The organism is Pantoea sp. PvP021, assembly GCF_054056055.1.
Genome location: NZ_JBSRXX010000001.1, coordinates 965,183 through 983,118 on the forward strand (window position 1 = coordinate 965,183; position 17,936 = coordinate 983,118).

Here is a 17,936-nt window from a genome sequence, read left to right on the forward strand (position 1 = left end):
TCACATTGCTTCCGGCAACGCGTGTGACGGCATCAGCCCACACTGTGCTCAAGGCTGATGGCTAACAATTTCTGGGCTTCCACAGCAAATTCCAGTGGCAACTCCGAGAATACGTCTTTACAGAAGCCGTTCACGATCATCGAGATGGCGTCTTCTTCACTGATACCGCGTTGCAGACAGTAGAACATCTGATCTTCGCCGATACGTGATGTCGTGGCTTCATGCTCAAGCTGAGCGGTATTGTTGCGGGTCTCCACATACGGGAAAGTATGTGCGCCGCAATCAGGACCGATCAGCATCGAGTCACACTGCGTAAAGTTACGGGCATTGGTCGCGGTTGGCATGATTTTCACCAGCCCGCGATAGGTGTTCTGACTTTTACCGGCCGAAATCCCTTTGGAGATGATGGTCGATTTGGTGTTTTTACCAATGTGGATCATCTTGGTGCCGGTATCGGCCTGCTGACGACCGCTGGTCAGTGCCACTGAGTAGAATTCACCCACTGAATAGTCCCCGCGCAGAATGCAGCTTGGGTATTTCCAGGTGATAGCAGAGCCGGTTTCAGACTGTGTCCAGGACATCTTGCTGTGGTCACCTTCACACAGCGCGCGCTTGGTCACGAAGTTCAGGATACCCCCCTCACCTTCGCCGCCTGGGAACCAGTTCTGAACCGTCGAATATTTCACTTCGGCATTTTTGTGGATGATGACTTCCACCACGGCCGCGTGCAGCTGATAGGTGTCACGCACTGGCGCTGAACAGCCTTCGATGTAGCTGACGTAGCTGTCTTCATCGGCAATCAGGATGGTGCGTTCGAACTGACCGGTTTTCGCTGCGTTGATGCGGAAATAGGTCGACAACTCCATCGGGCAACGCACCCCTTTCGGGATATAAACGAAGGTGCCGTCAGAGGCGACTGCCGAGTTCAGCGCTGCAAAGAAGTTATCGTTCGCCGGAACAACCGTGCCGAGATACTGCTTCACCAGCTCCGGGTGCTCCTGGATCGCTTCGCCAAAGGAACAGAAGATAATCCCCTGCTCCGCCAGCTTGCCGCGATAGGTGGTCGCCACCGAAACGGAGTCAAAAATGGCGTCAACCGCCACTTCACGGCCTTCACGCACCGGGACACCCAGCTGATTAAAGGCGTTTTCCACTTCCTGCGTCAGATAATCGCTGGCTGGCGCGCTGCCTGATGCCTGCAGTGCACCGGGTTCTGATGCGCAGCTGTCATCACAGTTGCCGCAGGAAGGCGCGGAGTAGTAGCTGTAATCCTGGTAGTCGAGTTTTTCGTAGTGCGCTTTCAGCCAGTGTGGCTCTTCCATTTCAAGCCAGGCACGAAACGCTTTAAGACGAAACTCCAGCATCCACTCTGGCTCGTTACGCTTGGCCGAGATCGCCCGCACCACATCTTCATTGATGCCGTTGGCAAATTCTTCGGTTTGCAGTTGGGTAAAGAAGCCCTCTTTGTAGTTGAGCTTGCCTTCCCAGATTTGTACATCGTCAGATGTTTCGCTGTGTCGTGACATATTTCACTTACTCGACGCCAAAGCTCTCACCGCACCCGCAGGCGTGCTGAGCTTTAGGGTTATTGAATTTAAAAATCTGATTCAGGCCTTCACGAACGTAGTCCAGTTCGGTGCCATCAACGAATGGCATCGCCTGTAGCGGCACAAACAGCGTTGCGCCATGGAATGAGAACTGCAAATCATCCTCGACTGGCTCTTTCACCAGATCCATGACGTAACCAAACCCGGCGCAGCCGGATTGTTTTACGCCGAGCCGCAGACCCTTGACATCGGGGTCCTGAGCCGCCAGATTGAGAATTTGTTGCGCTGCGGTTTCAGTCAGCGTCAGCCCTTTCCAGACAAAATCGTCGGGTGAGAAAGAGTCTGTATTAACGGATGCCATGTTGATACCTCTTGAGTCCGGACCTTTTCAGGCTATCCCCCTATGGTAGTGATCTGACCAATCACTTCAACCTCTTGTTTTGCAGGGATAATCATCTTGTGCGGTTTTATTTGCTTAATTATTAAGCATAGCCTCTTCAGCTCACCTTGTGGTGAGCGCGTCAGCATAAATAAGCCAGTGTTAACCTATTAATAAATCACTCTTTTTTAAATAACCATTTTTCATAAAAATGCTTATTGATAGGTTACGCCTTTCTGCGATGTAAACAGATTGTTATTTCCGATTATACCGACAGGCAGGATAAATCGATAAATTTTTCTGCCCGCCAATTGCAATCACAGCTCAATTGAATATGATAATTATTATCATTTACATTCAGGGTGGCGTTATGACGCTTTCTGTCTCAGCCTGGCTGCAGCACAAAATCGACGAATATCAGTTTGCGGTGCGTGATATCACCGTCGACTTTTATATGGCGCAGGCAAAGCTCGACCGGGCCGACTGCACGATTCATCAGCTACGTCAGTTTAACGATGCCTGTCAGGATATGGCAGAAATCTGCCAGTTGAACGGTGACGACCAGAGTTACCTGCATGCCATGGGTAAACTGCATCACCGACTGGTGCAGGAGATGGGAAACAGCGATCGCGATCGCCTGTTTCGCCTTCAGGCTTATCAACTGGCGCGATTGTCCCTGACCCGCCTCTGCCATCAACTGGCAATGGTCGGGGAGTGGAACCAGGCCACTGCGCTGCAAAGTGACTTCATGCGTCACGCAGGCTGGATATTCTAATCCAGCCAGGGCGTGACGTCGCGCACAATTTTTTTACATTAGCTCTAACAGTGCCTGAAGCGGATGACGCATTCCGTTGCCCTCTACACGCTTGACCTGACTGCGGCACGAATAGCCGGTGGCCAGGCAGCGCTGGCGTGGCAGTCGCTGAAGCTGGGGATGCCAGGAGAGCGCGTAGATCCCCAGCGAGTTTTCAAGGTTCTTACTTTCGTGACCGTAGGTGCCAGCCATACCGCAGCAGCCAACATTGATGTTCTCCAGCTTCGCGCCAAAACGGGAGAAGATCGCCTGCCACTGATTCGGTGTGGAGGGCAGCGCGGTCACCTCGGTGCAGTGCGCAAACAGATACCAGGATTCTCCGCCCGTGGCCTGCACGTCACGCTCTGCCAGTGCACGCTCTAACCACTCATGTACCAGCAGGACGTTAAAGTCGCCGCGTGATTCGCCCAGCGTCTGACGATACTCATCGCGATAGCAGAGCACCGTGGCCGGATCGACACCGACCATGGGCACCCCCAGTTTTGCCACCCGATTCAGGAAATCGGCGGTGCGGGACGCCGTGCGGGCGAAACGTTGCAGGAAACCTTTCACATGTTGCGCTTTGCCATTTGGCGAGAATGGCAGGAGCACGGGTCGGTAGCCCAGTTTCTCAATCAGCCTGACAAAATCGTTAACCAGCTGCGCCTCATAGAAGCTGGTAAAAGGATCCTGCACCACCAGCACACAGTTTGCGCGTTCAGCGGCTGACAGCCCTTCCAGCTGCTCCAGCGTCATGTTCATGGCGGGATGACCACTGAGCTGCTGTTTCAGATTTGGGGCCGAAAGCAGAGGCAGATCGACCATACCGATATGGGTTTTACTTATCTCTTTCAGCCACGGCTGGCGCAGAAAGAAGTTAAACACTTTCGGTGCTCTTGCCATCAGCGGCGCGTAGCCCTCCACTGCAGCCACCAGGTGATCGCTGACCGGACGCAGATAACGGGTGTGGTAGAGCTGTAAGAAGCGCGAGCGGAAAGCGGGCACGTCAATTTTAATCGGACACTGGGTGGAGCAGGCTTTGCAGGCCAGACAGCCCGACATCGCCTCTTTCACCTCGTGCGAGAAGTCATACTCCCCTTTGCTGGCGTGCCAGCTATTGCGGGTACGGGCAATCAGAGTGCGAAGCGACAGCCGATTTTCGGGCAGCTGCTTTTCCAGGGTGAGCGGATCGACACCCTGCCCGGCCAGCAGCCGCAGCCACTCCCGCGTCAGCGTTGCCCGCCCTTTGGGCGAGTGAATGCGGTTGCGGGTGATCTTCATGGAGGGACACATCGGGCTGCGGGCATCAAAGTTAAAACACAACCCGTTGCCGTTACACTCCATCGCGCCACGCCATTCATCCCGGACCGTTAACGGGATCTGACGATCATAGGTTCCGCGCTTCACCGCATCGACCTGCATCATTTCATCATTACTGTTGAATGGCGTACAGATCTTGCCCGGATTCAGGCGATTGAGCGGATCAAAGGCCGCTTTGATGCGGCGCAATTCGTTAAACAGCGTCTCACCGAAGAATGCCGGACTGTACTGGGCTCGAAACCCTTTGCCATGTTCACCCCACAGCAGGCCGCCGTAGCGCGCTGTCAGCGCTACGACTTCGTCGGAGATCTGTTTCATCATCATCTCCTGCTGCGGATCGCACATATCCAGCGCCGGACGCACATGCAGTACGCCTGCATCGACGTGACCAAACATTCCGTAGCTCAGCCCGTGGCTGTCGAGCAGCGCGCGAAACTCGACGATGTAGTCCGCCAGTTTTTCCGGTGGGACCGCGGTATCTTCCACAAAGGGAATCGGTTTAGCCCGGCCTTTGGCATTTCCCAACAGACCCACCGCTTTTTTACGCATGTTATAAATGCGTTCAATGCCATCCAGGTCGTTACAGAACTGATAGCCAATCACGCCGCCCTGCTGCTGCGCCATCAGTGCGTCAAGGCGGCCACAAAGCTGTTCAATCTGCTGATCGATCAGCGCGGCGTTGTCACCGGCAAACTCAACAATATTCAGACCCAGCATCTCTTTGTCGGGTACATCGGCGATCAATTCGCGCACCGAGTGCCAGACAATGTCTTCACGCGCCAGGTTCAGCACCTTAGAGTCAACGGTCTCTACCGAGAGCGCCTGCGCTTCCACCATAAAAGGCGCATTGCGCAGGGCGGAGTCAAAGGAGTCATATTTGATATTCACCAGTCGGCGCACTTTAGGCAGCGGCGTGATATCAAGCCGCGCTTCCGTGACAAAGGCCAGCGTGCCCTCTGCGCCGCACAGCAGGCGCGTCAGGTCAAAGGTTTGCATATCGTCGCTGAAGACATGGCGCAGGTCATATCCGGTCAGGAACCGATTCAGCTTTGGAAACTTTTCCAGAATCAGCGCACGATGCTCGCGGCAGCGCGTCAGCACCTGCTGATAGAGCCGGCCTTCGGGCGTAGCCGTCTGCGCCAGGGTTTCAGCCAGCGCGGTGGCCATTGGACGCGTATCAAGGATATCGCCGCCCAGCAGCACGGCGCGCAGGCCCAGCACATGGTCCGAGGTTTTGCCATAGACCAGTGAGCCCTGGCCGGACGCATCGGTATTAATCATGCCGCCCAGCGTGGCACGGTTACTGGTGGATAACTCCGGCGAGAAGAAAAAGCCGAATGGCTTCAGCCAGGCGTTAAGCTGATCTTTGATCACCCCCGCTTCAACCCGCACCCAGCCCTCATCCGTATTGATCTCCAGGATACGGTTCATGTAGCGCGACATATCCACCACAATCCCCTGATTCAGCGACTGACCGTTGGTGCCGGTACCGCCGCCGCGCGGGGTAAATACCAGACTGGCAAAGCGCGCTTCTCCGGCCACGCGGGCGAGCAGCGCAACATCCGCAGTCGAGCGCGGAAAGAGCGCCGCGTCGGGCAGCAATTGATAGATGCTGTTATCGGTGGAGAGTGAGAGACGATCGGCATAGCTGGTTGCCATGTCACCGGTAAAACCCTGCTCTTTCAACGACTCAAGGAACGTCAGCACCAGTTGAACGAGGCCCGGTGCCTGCGAAATCTGTGGGATCATGATTGTCTGACCGAAGGTGTTGTAAACGTTTGCGTTTATAGATTAGCGATTTCTCGTTTTATCATATTTTTCCTGCGCCTGCCCTTTTTTCAGAAAAGGCAAAAACCTTTCTCCGCAACTCTGTTTAAACCTCAGCAAATAGATCATGATAAAAACCGGCATCCGAATGCCTGAAAATGAAGGATTAAGACGAGGTTATGAGTCAATGATGAAAAGCCAGTACCGGGATATGGATTTACCGCAAATACTCTTCACCCTGATGTTCATTCTGCTGCTGATTGTCGCCTGTTTATGGGTCGTGCAGCCGTTTATTCTGGGCTTTGCCTGGGCCAGCATGGTGGTGATTGCCACCTGGCCATTGATGCTGAAATTCCAGCGACTGTTATGGGGACGCCGTTCCCTGGCGGTGATCGTGATGACACTGCTGCTGCTGCTGCTGTTTATTATCCCTATCGCCCTGCTGGTCAGCAGCCTGATTGATAACAGCGCGCCGGTGATTGCCTGGGTTACCCAGGGGCATATGATGCCGCGACTGTTATGGCTCAACGATGTACCGATGGTCGGCAAGAAGCTTTATGTCAGTTATGACACGCTGGTGGCGAGCGGCGGTGCCGGCGTCATGGCGAAAATACAGCCCTATATCGGCCGTACCACCGGCTTTTTTGTCGCGCAGGCCGGTCATTTCGGACGCTTTATGATCCATCTGGGCGTGATGTTACTGTTCAGCGTGCTGCTTTACTGGCGTGGCGAGCAGGCTGCCCAGGGCATTCGTCACTTTGCTTTCCGCATGGCGGGACGGCGCGGTGATGCCGCCGTACTGCTGGCGGCGCAGTCCATTCGTGCCGTGGCGCTTGGCGTAGTAGTGACGGCGCTGGTACAGGGCGTGCTGGGCGGTATCGGTCTGGCGATCTCCGGCATTCCTTACGCCACGCTGTTGACGGTGCTGATGATCCTCTGCTGTCTGGTACAGCTCGGCCCGCTACTGGTGCTGGTTCCCGCCATTATCTACCTCTACTGGAGCGGAGATACAACATGGGGAACGGTGCTGCTGGTCTGGAGCTGTGTGGTCGGCACGATGGATAACGTGCTGCGCCCGATGCTGATCCGTATGGGTGCCGATCTGCCAATGATCCTGATTCTTTCTGGTGTTATTGGTGGACTGTTTGCGTTCGGGATGATTGGTCTGTTTATCGGGCCGGTGGTTCTGGCGGTCTCCTACCGTCTGGTTTCCGTCTGGGTTCATGAAGCGCCTGCCCCGGATAGTGACCAACTGGCCGTGGCTGATGCCCTGGCGGATCACGATGATACCCCGCCTGCTGTATGATGAGATGCAACAACCCGCTGCGCCGCTAGCCCCCATAAGCATTGATTAGTGCGGTTAATGATGATTAACCGCACCCCTTCTCTCAGATCAGATAAATTCTGTTTTCCATTAGCGATTTTTAAGAAAAAAGCCACCTTTGGCCTGAAAGTGACCTTTTCGGGCCAAAAAAGATTACTTTCTGCACTGTTTCTTAAGCCAAATGGCGAAGTAAAGGTCACAAAAGATTATTGGCTTTAAACTAATAAGAGGATTCTTAAAGACGCCAGCCAGCCGTATGAATAACATGTTTCCTATGTTCGAAATCAACCTGATGATTTTCAGACAATCTCATTCCCCTGAGTAGAGTAAAGAATTGCTGTGTGTAGTCTTTGCCCATCCCCTGTGATGGGCTTTTTTTTTGCCTGAATCTGACCAGATATAAACAGAAAAGGCCCGCATAGCGGGCCCTGAAGAGTGCTAACAACCCGTATCAGGCTGTTTTATTTAACTGCGCCAGACTCACCCAGGTCTCCACCACCGTGTCCGGGTTCAGTGACAGACTGTCGATGCCCTCTTCCATCAGCCATGCGGCGAAATCCTGATGGTCTGACGGTCCCTGCCCGCAGATTCCGACATATTTCCCCTTCTGCTTCGCCGCCCTTATCGCCATTGAAAGCAGCATCTTCACGGCTTCGTTACGCTCGTCAAACAGCGCGGAGACGACGCCAGAGTCGCGGTCCAGCCCCAGCGTCAGCTGAGTCATGTCGTTTGAGCCAATAGAGAAGCCATCGAAGTGCTCCAGGAACTGATCCGCCAGCAGGGCATTTGACGGGATCTCGCACATCATAATGATCTTCAGCCCGTTCTCGCCGCGCTTCAGTCCCTGACGCCCCAGCTCTTCCACCACAGCCTTCGCCTGCTCAACGGTGCGCACAAACGGAACCATAATCTCGACGTTTGTCAGGCCCATCTCGTTGCGAACACGTTTCACCGCTTCGCACTCCAGTGCAAAGCAGTCCCGGAAGCTGTCAGCGACATAGCGACCCGCACCCCGGAATCCCAGCATCGGGTTTTCCTCTTCCGGCTCGTAGCGTTCTCCACCCACCAGGTTGGCATATTCATTGGTTTTAAAGTCAGAAAGTCGGACAATTACGCGTTTCGGCGCAAAAGCGGCGCCAAGCGTGGCAATTCCTTCAGTCAGGCGAGCGATATAAAACTCCACCGGATCATCAAATCCTTTCATCATTTTACGGATCTGCTGCTGCAGCTCCGGCGTCTGTTGGTCAAACTCCAGCAGCGCTTTAGGGTGGACGCCAATCATGCGGTTAATGATAAATTCCAGCCGCGCCAGACCCACGCCTTCGTTAGGCAGACAGGCGAAATCAAAGGCGCGATCGGGATTGCCCACGTTCATCATGATCTTCAGCGGCAGTTCAGGCAGTGAATCGACCTGCGAACTGGTGACGTCGAAGTCGAGCAGTTGATCGTAGACGTAGCCGGTATCACCTTCGGCACATGAGACAGTGACGTTATGCCCCTCTTTCAGCCGGTCGGTGGCGTCACCACAGCCCACCACTGCCGGAATGCCCAGCTCACGCGCGATGATCGCTGCATGACAGGTCCGTCCGCCACGGTTAGTCACAATCGCTGATGCTTTTTTCATGATCGGTTCCCAGTCCGGGTCGGTCATGTCGGTCACCAGCACATCGCCTTTTTCAATGCGGTTCATTTCGCTGATATCGTGGATGACCTTCACCACGCCTGCGCCAATACGATGACCGATAGCACGACCTTCCACGACAACGCTGCCCTGCCCCTGCAGCGTATAACGCTCCATTACCTGACCATTTGAGCGTACGGTTTCAGGGCGCGCCTGAACAATAAACAGTTTGCCGGTGTGCCCATCTTTGGCCCACTCAATATCCATCGGGCGCTGATAGTGCTGTTCAATCAGCACCGCCTGCTTCGCCAGCGCCTGCACTTCCTCATCGCTCAGGCAGAAACGGTCGCGTTCGGCCTCAGGCACATCTTCGATCCGCACCTGCTCGCCATGCGCCTGGGAATCGGCATAGACCATGCGAACCTTTTTCGAGCCCATATTGCGGCGCACAATCGACGGACGATCGGCTGCCAGGGTTGGCTTGTGCACATAGAACTCATCCGGGTTAACGGCACCCTGCACCACCATTTCCCCCAGCCCCAGTGCGGCGGTGATAAAGACCACCTGATCAAAGCCGGACTCGGTATCAATGGTGAACATCACACCCGAGGCGGCCAGGTCTGAACGCACCATGCGCTGTATTCCCGCTGAGAGCGCAACGCCACGATGGTCATAGCCCTGATGCACACGGTAGGAGATAGCGCGGTCATTAAACAGCGAGGCGAAGACATGCTTTACCGCCACCATGACGGCGTCGATGCCCTGTACATTCAGGAAGGTTTCCTGCTGGCCGGCAAAAGAGGCGTCAGGCATATCTTCTGCGGTTGCAGAGGAGCGCACGGCAAACGACGCGGCATCATCATCAGCAGAAAGCTGCTTATAGGCGTCCAGAATGGCGGACTCCAGCTCGGGCAGGAACGGTGTCTCCACGACCCACTGACGAATCTGCTTACCCGCTTTTGCCAGCGCATCAACGTCATCAATATCGGTCTCATCCAGCAGCGCATAAATACGCTGATTCAGCCCGCTTTGATCGAGGAACAGGTTAAAGGCGTAGGATGTGGTCGCGAAACCGTTGGGCACGGAAACGCCCAGCGACGACAGATTAGTAATCATTTCACCCAGAGAGGCATTTTTGCCCCCCACCCGGTCAACATCATGCATGCCAAGCTGGTTATACCAGAGCACGAGTGGCTGTTCGCCTTTACTGGACATTGAGCTTATCCTTTATCAATTATCAATGAATGGACACAGGGAGTAATCTGTCTTCAGCCTGGCATATCACCCTCTCAATAACGATCTGTTGAATCGTTAAAGCAGAATTTCAGCCACAGTTTCGGAATTGTGAGCGCATTATTTTGCTGTTGCGCAAAGTCGCCTTTTTTCTCTAAATGATTGATGCCACAGGAAATGGCAGATTTTCAGCCACTTAAGCATTCAGTTTTGTTGCGCAACAACTGCGTGGCTATTTGCGGCTTAACGACGGATTAAAAGAATACTGGCTCAACGAGCCACCCTTTCATTTTTAGTATCGTGATGAAACGACAGACAAATAATCCGGACAGACATTCCAGAAATTAAAATCAGAGATGATTTATTTAATCGCATGGCCCATGCTGAATGCTCACTCTTGTCTGAGGCTGATTTCGTTATGACAACTGACAGAAGCGTTTTTTATATCTCCGATGGTACGGCCATTACGGCTGAGGTGCTGGGTCATGCGGTGCTGTCGCAGTTTCCGGTCAATATCACCAGCCTGACGCTGCCGTTTGTGGAAAATGTTCAGCGGGCGCTGGCGGTTAAAGCCCAGATTAACGCGCTCTATCAGCAGAGCGGTGTCCGGCCGCTGGTCTTTTTCTCCATCGTGACGCCGGAAGTGCGCGACATCATCGTACAGAGTGACGGCTTTTGTCAGGATATCGTCCAGGCGCTGGTCGCCCCGCTTCAGCAGGAGCTGGGGTTATCGCCCGCGCCGGTGGCACACCGTACCCATGGACTGGATGCCAGTAACCTGGGTAAATATGACGCACGTATCGCGGCCATCGATTACACCCTGGCGCATGATGACGGCATCTCACTGCGCGGGCTGGAAGATGCGCAGGTGATTCTGTTAGGCGTCTCGCGCTGTGGCAAAACACCCACCAGCCTCTATCTGGCAATGCAGTTTGGTATTCGCGCCGCCAACTATCCATTCATTGCCGACGATATGGATAACCTTAAACTCCCGCCCGCGCTGCGCGCGCATCAGAATAAACTGTTCGGGCTGACCATCGACCCGGAACGGCTGGCTGCGATACGTCAGGAGCGAGCGGAAAATACCCGTTACGCCTCGATGCGTCAGTGCCGGCTGGAGGTGGGCGAAGTGGAAGCGCTGTTTCGCACTCATCAGATCCGCTATCTCAACAGCACCAACTACTCCGTGGAGGAGATTGCGACCAAAATTCTCGACATTATGGGCCTGACTCGCCGCATGTACTGATGGGTAACCGGCGCTGAACTGTAAAGCGGCGCTGCCGTCGCTTTTGATTTCATTATTAAATTCCGGGTTGAATTCGCAGACTAATGGTTTATTGTGACCACCATCACTTCCCGGTATTTCACCGCTGCGAAGAACCGTTTTCGAGAAACCCATGAACAAAACCGACGAACTGCGTACCGCACGCATTGGTAGTCTGATTACCCCCGCCAGCCTGGCGGCTGAGCATCCTGTCTCTCCGGCAATTGCCGACAATGTCACCGCTGCCCGTAAACGTATTGCCCGTATTCTGACGGGTGAAGATCACCGCCTGCTGGTGGTGATTGGCCCCTGCTCGCTGCACGACCCGAAAGCGGCACTGGAATATGCTGAGCGTCTGAACGCGTTACGCCGCCGCTATGAAGATCGGCTGGAGATTGTGATGCGCGCCTACTTTGAAAAGCCGCGCACCGTAGTGGGCTGGAAAGGCTTAATCTCCGATCCGGATCTGGATGGGAGCTACGATGTGAACCGCGGCATAGGCATCGCCCGCCAGCTGCTGATTGATATCAACGCGCTGGGCCTGCCTACCGCCACGGAATTCCTGGATATGGTGATCGGCCAGTTTATTGCCGATCTGATTAGCTGGGGCGCGATTGGCGCACGCACCACCGAAAGCCAGATCCACCGCGAAATGGCATCGGCCCTCTCCTGCCCGGTCGGCTTTAAAAATGGCACCGATGGTAACGTACAGATTGCCGTGGATGCGATTCGCGCCGCGCGCGCCAGCCACATGTTCCTTTCGCCCGATAAGCTGGGCCAGATGACTATCTATCAGACCAGCGGCAACCCGCATGGTCATGTGATCCTGCGTGGCGGCAAACAGCCTAACTATCATGCCAGTGATGTTGCCGCCGCGGCCGAAAGTCTGTCGGCATTTAATCTGCCACAGCAACTGGTGATCGACTTCAGTCACGGTAACTGCCTGAAGCAGCATCGTCGTCAGATGGATGTCGCGGCAGAGGTGGCAGAACAGATTAAAGCGGGATCGCAGGCCGTTGCCGGTGTGATGATTGAAAGCTTCCTGGAAGAGGGCAATCAGAAAGTCGTCAGCGGCGAACCGCTGGTCTACGGCAAGTCGATTACCGATCCCTGCCTCGGCTGGCAGGAGAGCGAAAAGGTGCTCGCCCTGCTGGCCGAGGCGGTTTCTCACCGCCTCTGAGTCTGCATCAGCTGGAGCAGCTCACCTCCAGGGTTTTGCCCCAGTCTGGCGGCCGCTGACGATATTCAGCGGCTGTCTGATCGCTAAAGGGTTGCTGTAACGCCTGATGCAGACGTGCCAGCGCCCCCTGCTCTCCCCGCTCCGCCTCTTCAATCGCCTGCTGCGCCAGATAGTTGCGCAGAATCACCGCCGGATTGGCCGCCTTCATCACGGCCTGACGTTCTGCATCGCTGACCTGCTCATCCATCAGACGGCTGCGGTAGCGCTGATACCAGCTATCAAACGCCTCACGATCAATAAACTCATCCCGCAGCGGTGAACGGCTGTCAGCCTGTTGCGTCTCACTGAGCAGGCGGAACGTCAGGGTGTAATCGCTATGCTCCTGCGTCATCAGTGCCAGCAGATCGGTCAGAATCTCATTATCGCTGCTCTGCTGCGTCAGCAGACCGAGTTTCGCCCGCATCCGTTCGCCCCAGATCCGCATCAGTTCAGGTTCGTAGGCGCTCAGTGCCGTCCGCAACTGCTCGGTGGTCAGCAGACCCGACAGCGCATGTGCCAGCCGGTTAAGATTCCACATGCCGATCATTGGCTGATTTTCAAAGCTGTAGCGCCCCTGATAGTCGCTGTGATTACAGATGAAGTCAGGCTGATAATCATCCAGAAAACCAAAGGGGCCATAGTCGATGGTCAGACCCAGAATCGACATGTTGTCCGTGTTCATCACTCCATGAGCAAAGCCCACGCTCTGCCACAGCGCAATCAGACGCGCAGTGCGTAACACAATGTCGGTAAACCACTGTTGATAGCGGTCTGCTTCAGCGTCCAGATGCGGCCAGTGATGGCGAATGGCGTAGTCGGCCAGTTGCTGCACTTTCTCCTGCTGCTGGCTGTAAAAGAAATGCTCGAAATGACCGAAACGCAGATGACTCGGTGAAATGCGCATCAGCATCGCGCCACGCTCTGTTGTTTCGCGGTAGACCGGCTCATCACCTATCGACAGGGTCAGCGCACGCGTAGTGGGAATGCCCAGATGATGCAGCGCTTCCGAGGCGAGAAACTCACGCACGCTGGAACGGATCACGGCACGACCATCCCCCATGCGGGAATAAGGCGTCAGGCCTGCGCCCTTGAGATGCCAGTCCAGCTTGATGCCATCCTCCAGACGCTGCTCACCCAGCAGAATGCCGCGCCCGTCGCCAAGCTGGCCCGCCCAGACGCCAAACTGATGGCCGCTGTAGACCTGCGCCAGCGGCTGCATGCCGGGCAGCAGTGCGGCACCGTGCCAGACGGCATGACCCTTATCGGCAAAGAGCGCGCTATCCAGCCCCATTGAGGCTGCAAGCGGTGCGTTATGATACAGCAGGCGTCCGCCTGCCAGTGGCGTGGGGTTCAGCGCGGTGTAACACCCGGTAAGTTCACGGAACCAGGTGTTGTCGAAAGAGGCCTTGCCTGAGGACATTGTTTCTCCCATGCGATGCTCAGCGTTACTTAAGGTTAGTCCTCTAGTGTAACGCTGATAGCGGGGATTAACAGGAAGTATCAGCCGGGATGCTGCGCGGATGGCACACGATCGTCGGCGCAGATCAGTGAATGCAGCGCGTCAGATTTTACCACCGGGAAGAGCGCACCCTGAAACTCGGCACCGCTCAGCTGGCTGACTTTATCCAGCAGCACGTCGTCATCAATGCCACAAATAATGAGGCGGTCACAATGGGCGCGGAAATTATCGATAATGCTCTGAATAAATGGCACGAATGAAGCGCGCTTTGCCAGCGAATGAATAAACTCTTTGTCCAGGCAGATGCAGCTGAATAAATTATCGTAGACCGCATTAGAGGGGGTCTTACCCGCGCCGAAATGAGAAATCGCTAAATTAAACTCAGCATGCAGGCTTGCCAGCAGGGGATTATTTTTTCCCAGTTTTAGTTGCGGAAACGTTTCAGTGATATTCAACAGAATGAATGGCAACTGCTTTATTTTGCGCATCACTAATTCGCTGGCCAGCAGCGTCCGGGCCATGCCTTCATCAATACGTATAAATGCTGACACGGAATGCGCTTCAAAAAAGCCGCGATTCTGCTCCAGCAATCTAATCTGACTTTGCAGCAGGCGCAGCTGCTGCGACTCATCGAGCTGCGGCAGCAACAGATCCTGCGGCAGGGTGATGGGGGCACTTTCATGCACAAACTGCGTGACCAGCTCGACAGCGGTCAGTCGCCCATTAACATCACAGACAGGATAAAACCAGATTTCCGACTGATAGTCGGCCGAAAGATGAATTTTCATTTTAATGCCAGAATATGCGGCGATGGGGATATCGTATAGTAATGGTCAGGCGCAGGCAATAGTGCCAAATCATTGAAGAGACGAACTTCTTTACTCTTCCATTGCCGTTTGGCAGCAGGTGATCACCCTTAAGCCAAATAGTAGCGATAAAACAGCGGTTATTAGTGGAATTAAATAAGCGTTTATTATGTTTATTAAAACCCACGCGCAATAACTGTCATTTAAAATAAACCTTTTACTCTCTGTTTTAACTCTATTTAAAATTGGACTTAAGTCTGATTCCCCGGACCTGCGTTTAAATACGACGCGCCTGCCAGAACACTTTTCGCCAGTAGACATTGTCGAGCGAGGAGCGGATCACGCCCTGGCTGGTTGAGGCATGAATAAAGGCGTTATCGGTGTCATAAATGCCCACATGCAGGCCATTCTCCCCGCGACCGGTTTTGAAGAAGACCAGATCGCCTGGCAGCAGCTCGTCTTTGCTGATTCGGGTGCCGATATCGCTTTGAGCTGAGGTGGTGCGCGGCAGTTGCAGCGCAAATTTATCGCGGAAAGTCAGATAGACAAAGCCGGAGCAGTCAACCCCGTTACGACTCATGCCGCCATAGCGATAAGGCGTCCCACGCCAGTTACCGAGCTGATCGTTCAGTTCCGCAATCACGGTGATCGAATCGGAAAGACGGCCATTAATCGGCGGAGCGTGATGACTGCATCCCGTCAGCAGCAGAACTAAAATCAGCAAACCCAGGCGCATCGCCAAATGTCCTTATCAGAAGTTGCAACCGGCTTAATGTAGCGGTAAAGCCCGCCGGGTAGCAAGTGTCAGGGCAATACGGTCAGCAGCGTGCGTCCTTCGAGTTCAAGCTGCCGGAAAGCAATCTGGTAGAGCGGTGTCAGGCGCTGCGGCGTCAGAACCTCAGCCGGTTCACCCTGCGCAATCAACGCTCCCTGATCCATCAGCCAGACCCGATCCGCCTGTTGCAGGCTGTGGTTGAGGTCGTGACTGCTGGCGATAACGCTGATGCCCGCCGCGCACAGGTCGGCAATCAGATCGTCCACCGCTTTTTGCTGGGCGATATCCAGCGCGGTCATGGGCTCATCAAGGATCAGCAGCCGCCCGTGTGGATTGATGTGGGGATCAATCTGCATACAGACCGCCGCCAGCCTGACGCGCTGCCATTCACCACCGGAGAGCCGGGTCAGTGAACGCGATAACTTATCCTGCAGCTGAAGCCGTTTCAGCAGCGTGCTGAGGCGATCGTCTGTCTGCCCCGCCGCCTGTTTCAGATGCAGACGCAAATAGTGCCAGACCGGCATCTGACTCAGCGGTGCCTGCTGCTGAGGCAGCCAGCCGCGAACCCGGGCCATCGCCGCGCCGTTCCAGTCACTCAGCGACTGTTCGTCCAGCAGCACCGTGCCGGAGGCGGGTTGCAGTCCCGCAATCACACTGAGTAAGGTGCTTTTGCCTGCACCGTTCGGGCCTGCCACGTGCAGCAGCTGACCGGCGGCAAGCTCACCGGTCAGTGGCAGCAGCCGTCCGGGGAGGGCGGCCTGTTGCAGGCGCAACAGCATCTATTTTGCCAGCGCCTGCTTAATGGTTTCCAGAATGATCGGATCTTCCGGCGTCATGTCAGGTGCAAAACGCTGGATCACGCTGCCGTCACGGCCAATAAGGAATTTTTCGAAGTTCCACAGGATGTCGCCCTGCTCTTTCGGCGCGCGTCCTTTGCTCTCCATGCGCTCGTAAAAGCCGCTGCCTTCCGGGCGCACCGCGTCAGGTCGGGCCGCTATCAGCTGGGCATAGAGCGGATGGCGGCCTGCGCCATTCACCTCGGTTTTGGCAAACATCGGGAACGTGACACCATACGTGGTGCTGCAGAAGGTTTTAATCTCCTCACTGCTGCCCGGCTCCTGCTCCAGAAACTGGTTGCAGGGAAAACCGAGTACGCTGAAGCCCTGATCCTGCCAGGCTTTCTGCAGGTTCTCCAGCTCTTCATATTGCGGCGTCAGACCACATTTCGAGGCAACATTGACCACCAGCAGTACCTTGCCCTGCCATTGTGATAGCGTGGTTTTTTCCCCATCGAGCGTAACCAGTTCAGTTTGATATATGTTCATGCTGTTTCCTGTTGTGGATGCTGTTGTGGATACAGAGTCGCCAGCCGAAGCTAGCGTGAAGATTTCACCAGTAAAATAATAAACAGCGGCGCGCCCAGTGTCGCCGTCACGACGCCTATCGGTAATTCCGCCGACGTCAGCGCCAGGCGTGCCACAATATCGGCTGCCAGTAATACACCGGCGCCAGCCAGCGCCGATGCCGGCAGCAGATAACGGTGATCGCTGATGCCGCTCATACGCAGCAGATGCGGGATCACCAGTCCGACAAAGCCAATAGCACCGGCCATCGCGACGCTGATGCCGACCAGCCAGCCCATGGCGAGCACCAGCAGGTTACGCCAGTAGAAGAGAGACAGTCCGAGCTGGCGGGCGGATGTCTCGCCCAGCGCCAGCAGATTAAGAATCTGCCCGGTCGCTCCCAGGGCCAGCATCACCGGCAGCAGCGCCAGCATCATCCAGCCATAGCGCCAGTCAATCCCGCTGAATCCGCCCATCATCCAGTACATCAACTGACGCAGATCGAGGCTGGTGCTGAAGTAGACCGCCCAGGTCATGATGGCACTACAGATAATCCCCAGCGCTACGCCGGTAAGCAACAGCCGGGTGACCGAGAGCTGACGATGGGCAAAATGTAGCAGGATGAGCGTAATAATCAGCGCACCGGCCATCGCCGCCAGCCCAAGGCTCCACAGCGAACCGCTGCCCAGCAGCACGCCGAGCACCAGGCCAATACCGGCACCGTTTGAGACGCCGAGCAGGCCGGGCTCCGCCAGCGGATTTGTAAACAGCGCCTGCATCACGACACCGCATACCGCCAGCGACGCACCGACCAGCACCACCGCCAGACTGCGGGGCAGCCGCAACTGCCAGACAAAGAGCCTGCCGCTTTCCGTGAACCAGTCTGAGGGCGCGATCCAGCTGTCACCGGCACACAGGCTGAGACAGAGCAGAGCAGAGAGCATAAGTGCTAACACAATAAGCCATTTCTGGCCGCGCTGGTCGGCCTGGCGCGCGAGCTGGTCGAGCAGAGACATAAGCGGGATTAGCTGAGAAAACAGAGATTTGATTGTAGAGGGATTGCAGAAAAAAGAAAGGCAGATGAGG

The 17,936-nt window shown here is 55.2% G+C and carries 14 protein-coding genes and 1 other RNA gene; 5 read left to right on the top strand and 10 right to left on the bottom strand.

Translation table 11 applies throughout. From position 1 onward, the window contains the following. Window positions 1-32: 32 nt before the first annotated feature. Window positions 33-1,526, bottom strand: a complete 1,494-nt coding sequence (sufB, locus tag ACVKSX_RS04450; protein ID WP_010245634.1) for a Fe-S cluster assembly protein SufB — start codon at window positions 1,524-1,526, stop codon at window positions 33-35. A 7-nt stretch (window positions 1,527-1,533) separates the two neighbouring features. After that, the gene (gene sufA, locus ACVKSX_RS04455) at window positions 1,534-1,908 is read right to left on the bottom strand and encodes a Fe-S cluster assembly scaffold SufA (RefSeq protein ID WP_010245637.1); all 375 of its coding nucleotides are present in this window, start codon (window positions 1,906-1,908) and stop codon (window positions 1,534-1,536) included. Window positions 1,909-2,296: 388 nt separating this feature from the next. Here sufA and ACVKSX_RS04460 point away from each other — a divergent pair, with 388 nt between their 5' ends. Then, window positions 2,297-2,701 carry a hypothetical protein gene (locus ACVKSX_RS04460; RefSeq protein ID WP_010670035.1) on the top strand — a complete coding sequence of 135 codons (405 nt, stop codon included), beginning with the start codon at window positions 2,297-2,299 and terminating at the stop codon, window positions 2,699-2,701. Window positions 2,702-2,734: 33 nt separating this feature from the next. Here the strand turns inward: ACVKSX_RS04460 and ydiJ are convergent, their stop codons facing one another. Continuing rightward, window positions 2,735-5,788 carry a D-2-hydroxyglutarate dehydrogenase YdiJ gene (gene ydiJ / locus ACVKSX_RS04465; RefSeq protein ID WP_354438423.1) on the bottom strand — a complete coding sequence of 1,018 codons (3,054 nt, stop codon included), beginning with the start codon at window positions 5,786-5,788 and terminating at the stop codon, window positions 2,735-2,737. A 205-nt stretch (window positions 5,789-5,993) separates the two neighbouring features. Between ydiJ and ydiK the strand changes: the two genes are divergently transcribed. Together ydiK and rprA are read left to right on the top strand one after the other, a co-directional pair. After that, window positions 5,994-7,112, top strand: a complete 1,119-nt coding sequence (ydiK, locus tag ACVKSX_RS04470) for an AI-2E family transporter YdiK (RefSeq protein ID WP_010670033.1) — start codon at window positions 5,994-5,996, stop codon at window positions 7,110-7,112. Between the two features lie 292 nt (window positions 7,113-7,404). Continuing rightward, window positions 7,405-7,512, top strand: an RNA gene (gene rprA, locus ACVKSX_RS04475) — antisense sRNA RprA. Between the two features lie 69 nt (window positions 7,513-7,581). Here rprA and ppsA read toward each other — a convergent pair. Beyond that, window positions 7,582-9,966, bottom strand: coding sequence for a phosphoenolpyruvate synthase (gene ppsA, locus ACVKSX_RS04480; protein ID WP_010245649.1), 2,385 nt, complete (start codon window positions 9,964-9,966; stop codon window positions 7,582-7,584). Window positions 9,967-10,402: 436 nt separating this feature from the next. Between ppsA and ppsR the strand changes: the two genes are divergently transcribed. Together ppsR and ACVKSX_RS04490 are read left to right on the top strand one after the other, a co-directional pair. Beyond that, window positions 10,403-11,230, top strand: coding sequence for a posphoenolpyruvate synthetase regulatory kinase/phosphorylase PpsR (gene ppsR / locus ACVKSX_RS04485; RefSeq protein ID WP_010245652.1), 828 nt, complete (start codon window positions 10,403-10,405; stop codon window positions 11,228-11,230). A 151-nt stretch (window positions 11,231-11,381) separates the two neighbouring features. Continuing rightward, window positions 11,382-12,428: a 3-deoxy-7-phosphoheptulonate synthase gene (locus ACVKSX_RS04490; RefSeq protein ID WP_163851440.1), complete on the top strand. Its 1,047-nt coding sequence runs from the start codon at window positions 11,382-11,384 to the stop codon at window positions 12,426-12,428. Window positions 12,429-12,435: 7 nt separating this feature from the next. Here the strand turns inward: ACVKSX_RS04490 and ACVKSX_RS04495 are convergent, their stop codons facing one another. From ACVKSX_RS04495 to btuC, 6 genes are all read right to left on the bottom strand, one after another. Next, complete coding sequence (locus tag ACVKSX_RS04495) at window positions 12,436-13,887, bottom strand: protein adenylyltransferase SelO (RefSeq protein ID WP_354438424.1); 1,452 nt, start codon at window positions 13,885-13,887, stop codon at window positions 12,436-12,438. 80 nt (window positions 13,888-13,967) lie between these two features. Continuing rightward, window positions 13,968-14,714 carry an EAL domain-containing protein gene (locus ACVKSX_RS04500; RefSeq protein WP_354438425.1) on the bottom strand — a complete coding sequence of 249 codons (747 nt, stop codon included), beginning with the start codon at window positions 14,712-14,714 and terminating at the stop codon, window positions 13,968-13,970. 295 nt (window positions 14,715-15,009) lie between these two features. Next, on the bottom strand, window positions 15,010-15,468 hold the full coding sequence (locus ACVKSX_RS04505) for a C40 family peptidase (RefSeq protein WP_010245666.1): 459 nt from the start codon (window positions 15,466-15,468) through the stop codon (window positions 15,010-15,012). Between the two features lie 68 nt (window positions 15,469-15,536). Further along, window positions 15,537-16,286: a vitamin B12 ABC transporter ATP-binding protein BtuD gene (btuD, locus tag ACVKSX_RS04510; RefSeq protein WP_191919312.1), complete on the bottom strand. Its 750-nt coding sequence runs from the start codon at window positions 16,284-16,286 to the stop codon at window positions 15,537-15,539. Continuing rightward, window positions 16,287-16,832: a glutathione peroxidase gene (locus ACVKSX_RS04515; protein WP_010670029.1), complete on the bottom strand. Its 546-nt coding sequence runs from the start codon at window positions 16,830-16,832 to the stop codon at window positions 16,287-16,289. It abuts the gene before it with no gap. 50 nt (window positions 16,833-16,882) lie between these two features. Beyond that, on the bottom strand, window positions 16,883-17,866 hold the full coding sequence (btuC, locus tag ACVKSX_RS04520) for a vitamin B12 ABC transporter permease BtuC (RefSeq protein WP_010670028.1): 984 nt from the start codon (window positions 17,864-17,866) through the stop codon (window positions 16,883-16,885). Window positions 17,867-17,936 lie beyond the last annotated feature (70 nt).

What these genes read in the sequence shown, in the direction of transcription:
- ACVKSX_RS04490 (WP_163851440.1), top strand. Translation starts at nt 11,382, where the DNA reads ATGAACAAAACCGACGAACTGCGTACCGCACGCATTGGTAGTCTGATT.
- ACVKSX_RS04505 (WP_010245666.1), bottom strand. Translation starts at nt 15,468, where the DNA reads ATGCGCCTGGGTTTGCTGATTTTAGTTCTGCTGCTGACGGGATGCAGT.
- ydiK (WP_010670033.1), top strand. Translation starts at nt 5,994, where the DNA reads ATGATGAAAAGCCAGTACCGGGATATGGATTTACCGCAAATACTCTTC.
- ppsA (WP_010245649.1), bottom strand. Translation starts at nt 9,966, where the DNA reads ATGTCCAGTAAAGGCGAACAGCCACTCGTGCTCTGGTATAACCAGCTT.
- ACVKSX_RS04515 (WP_010670029.1), bottom strand. Translation starts at nt 16,832, where the DNA reads ATGAACATATATCAAACTGAACTGGTTACGCTCGATGGGGAAAAAACC.
- sufA (WP_010245637.1), bottom strand. Translation starts at nt 1,908, where the DNA reads ATGGCATCCGTTAATACAGACTCTTTCTCACCCGACGATTTTGTCTGG.
- ACVKSX_RS04495 (WP_354438424.1), bottom strand. Translation starts at nt 13,887, where the DNA reads ATGTCCTCAGGCAAGGCCTCTTTCGACAACACCTGGTTCCGTGAACTT.
- ACVKSX_RS04460 (WP_010670035.1), top strand. Translation starts at nt 2,297, where the DNA reads ATGACGCTTTCTGTCTCAGCCTGGCTGCAGCACAAAATCGACGAATAT.
- btuD (WP_191919312.1), bottom strand. Translation starts at nt 16,286, where the DNA reads ATGCTGTTGCGCCTGCAACAGGCCGCCCTCCCCGGACGGCTGCTGCCA.
- ACVKSX_RS04500 (WP_354438425.1), bottom strand. Translation starts at nt 14,714, where the DNA reads ATGAAAATTCATCTTTCGGCCGACTATCAGTCGGAAATCTGGTTTTAT.
- btuC (WP_010670028.1), bottom strand. Translation starts at nt 17,866, where the DNA reads ATGTCTCTGCTCGACCAGCTCGCGCGCCAGGCCGACCAGCGCGGCCAG.
- sufB (WP_010245634.1), bottom strand. Translation starts at nt 1,526, where the DNA reads ATGTCACGACACAGCGAAACATCTGACGATGTACAAATCTGGGAAGGC.
- ppsR (WP_010245652.1), top strand. Translation starts at nt 10,403, where the DNA reads ATGACAACTGACAGAAGCGTTTTTTATATCTCCGATGGTACGGCCATT.
- ydiJ (WP_354438423.1), bottom strand. Translation starts at nt 5,788, where the DNA reads ATGATCCCACAGATTTCGCAGGCACCGGGCCTCGTTCAACTGGTGCTG.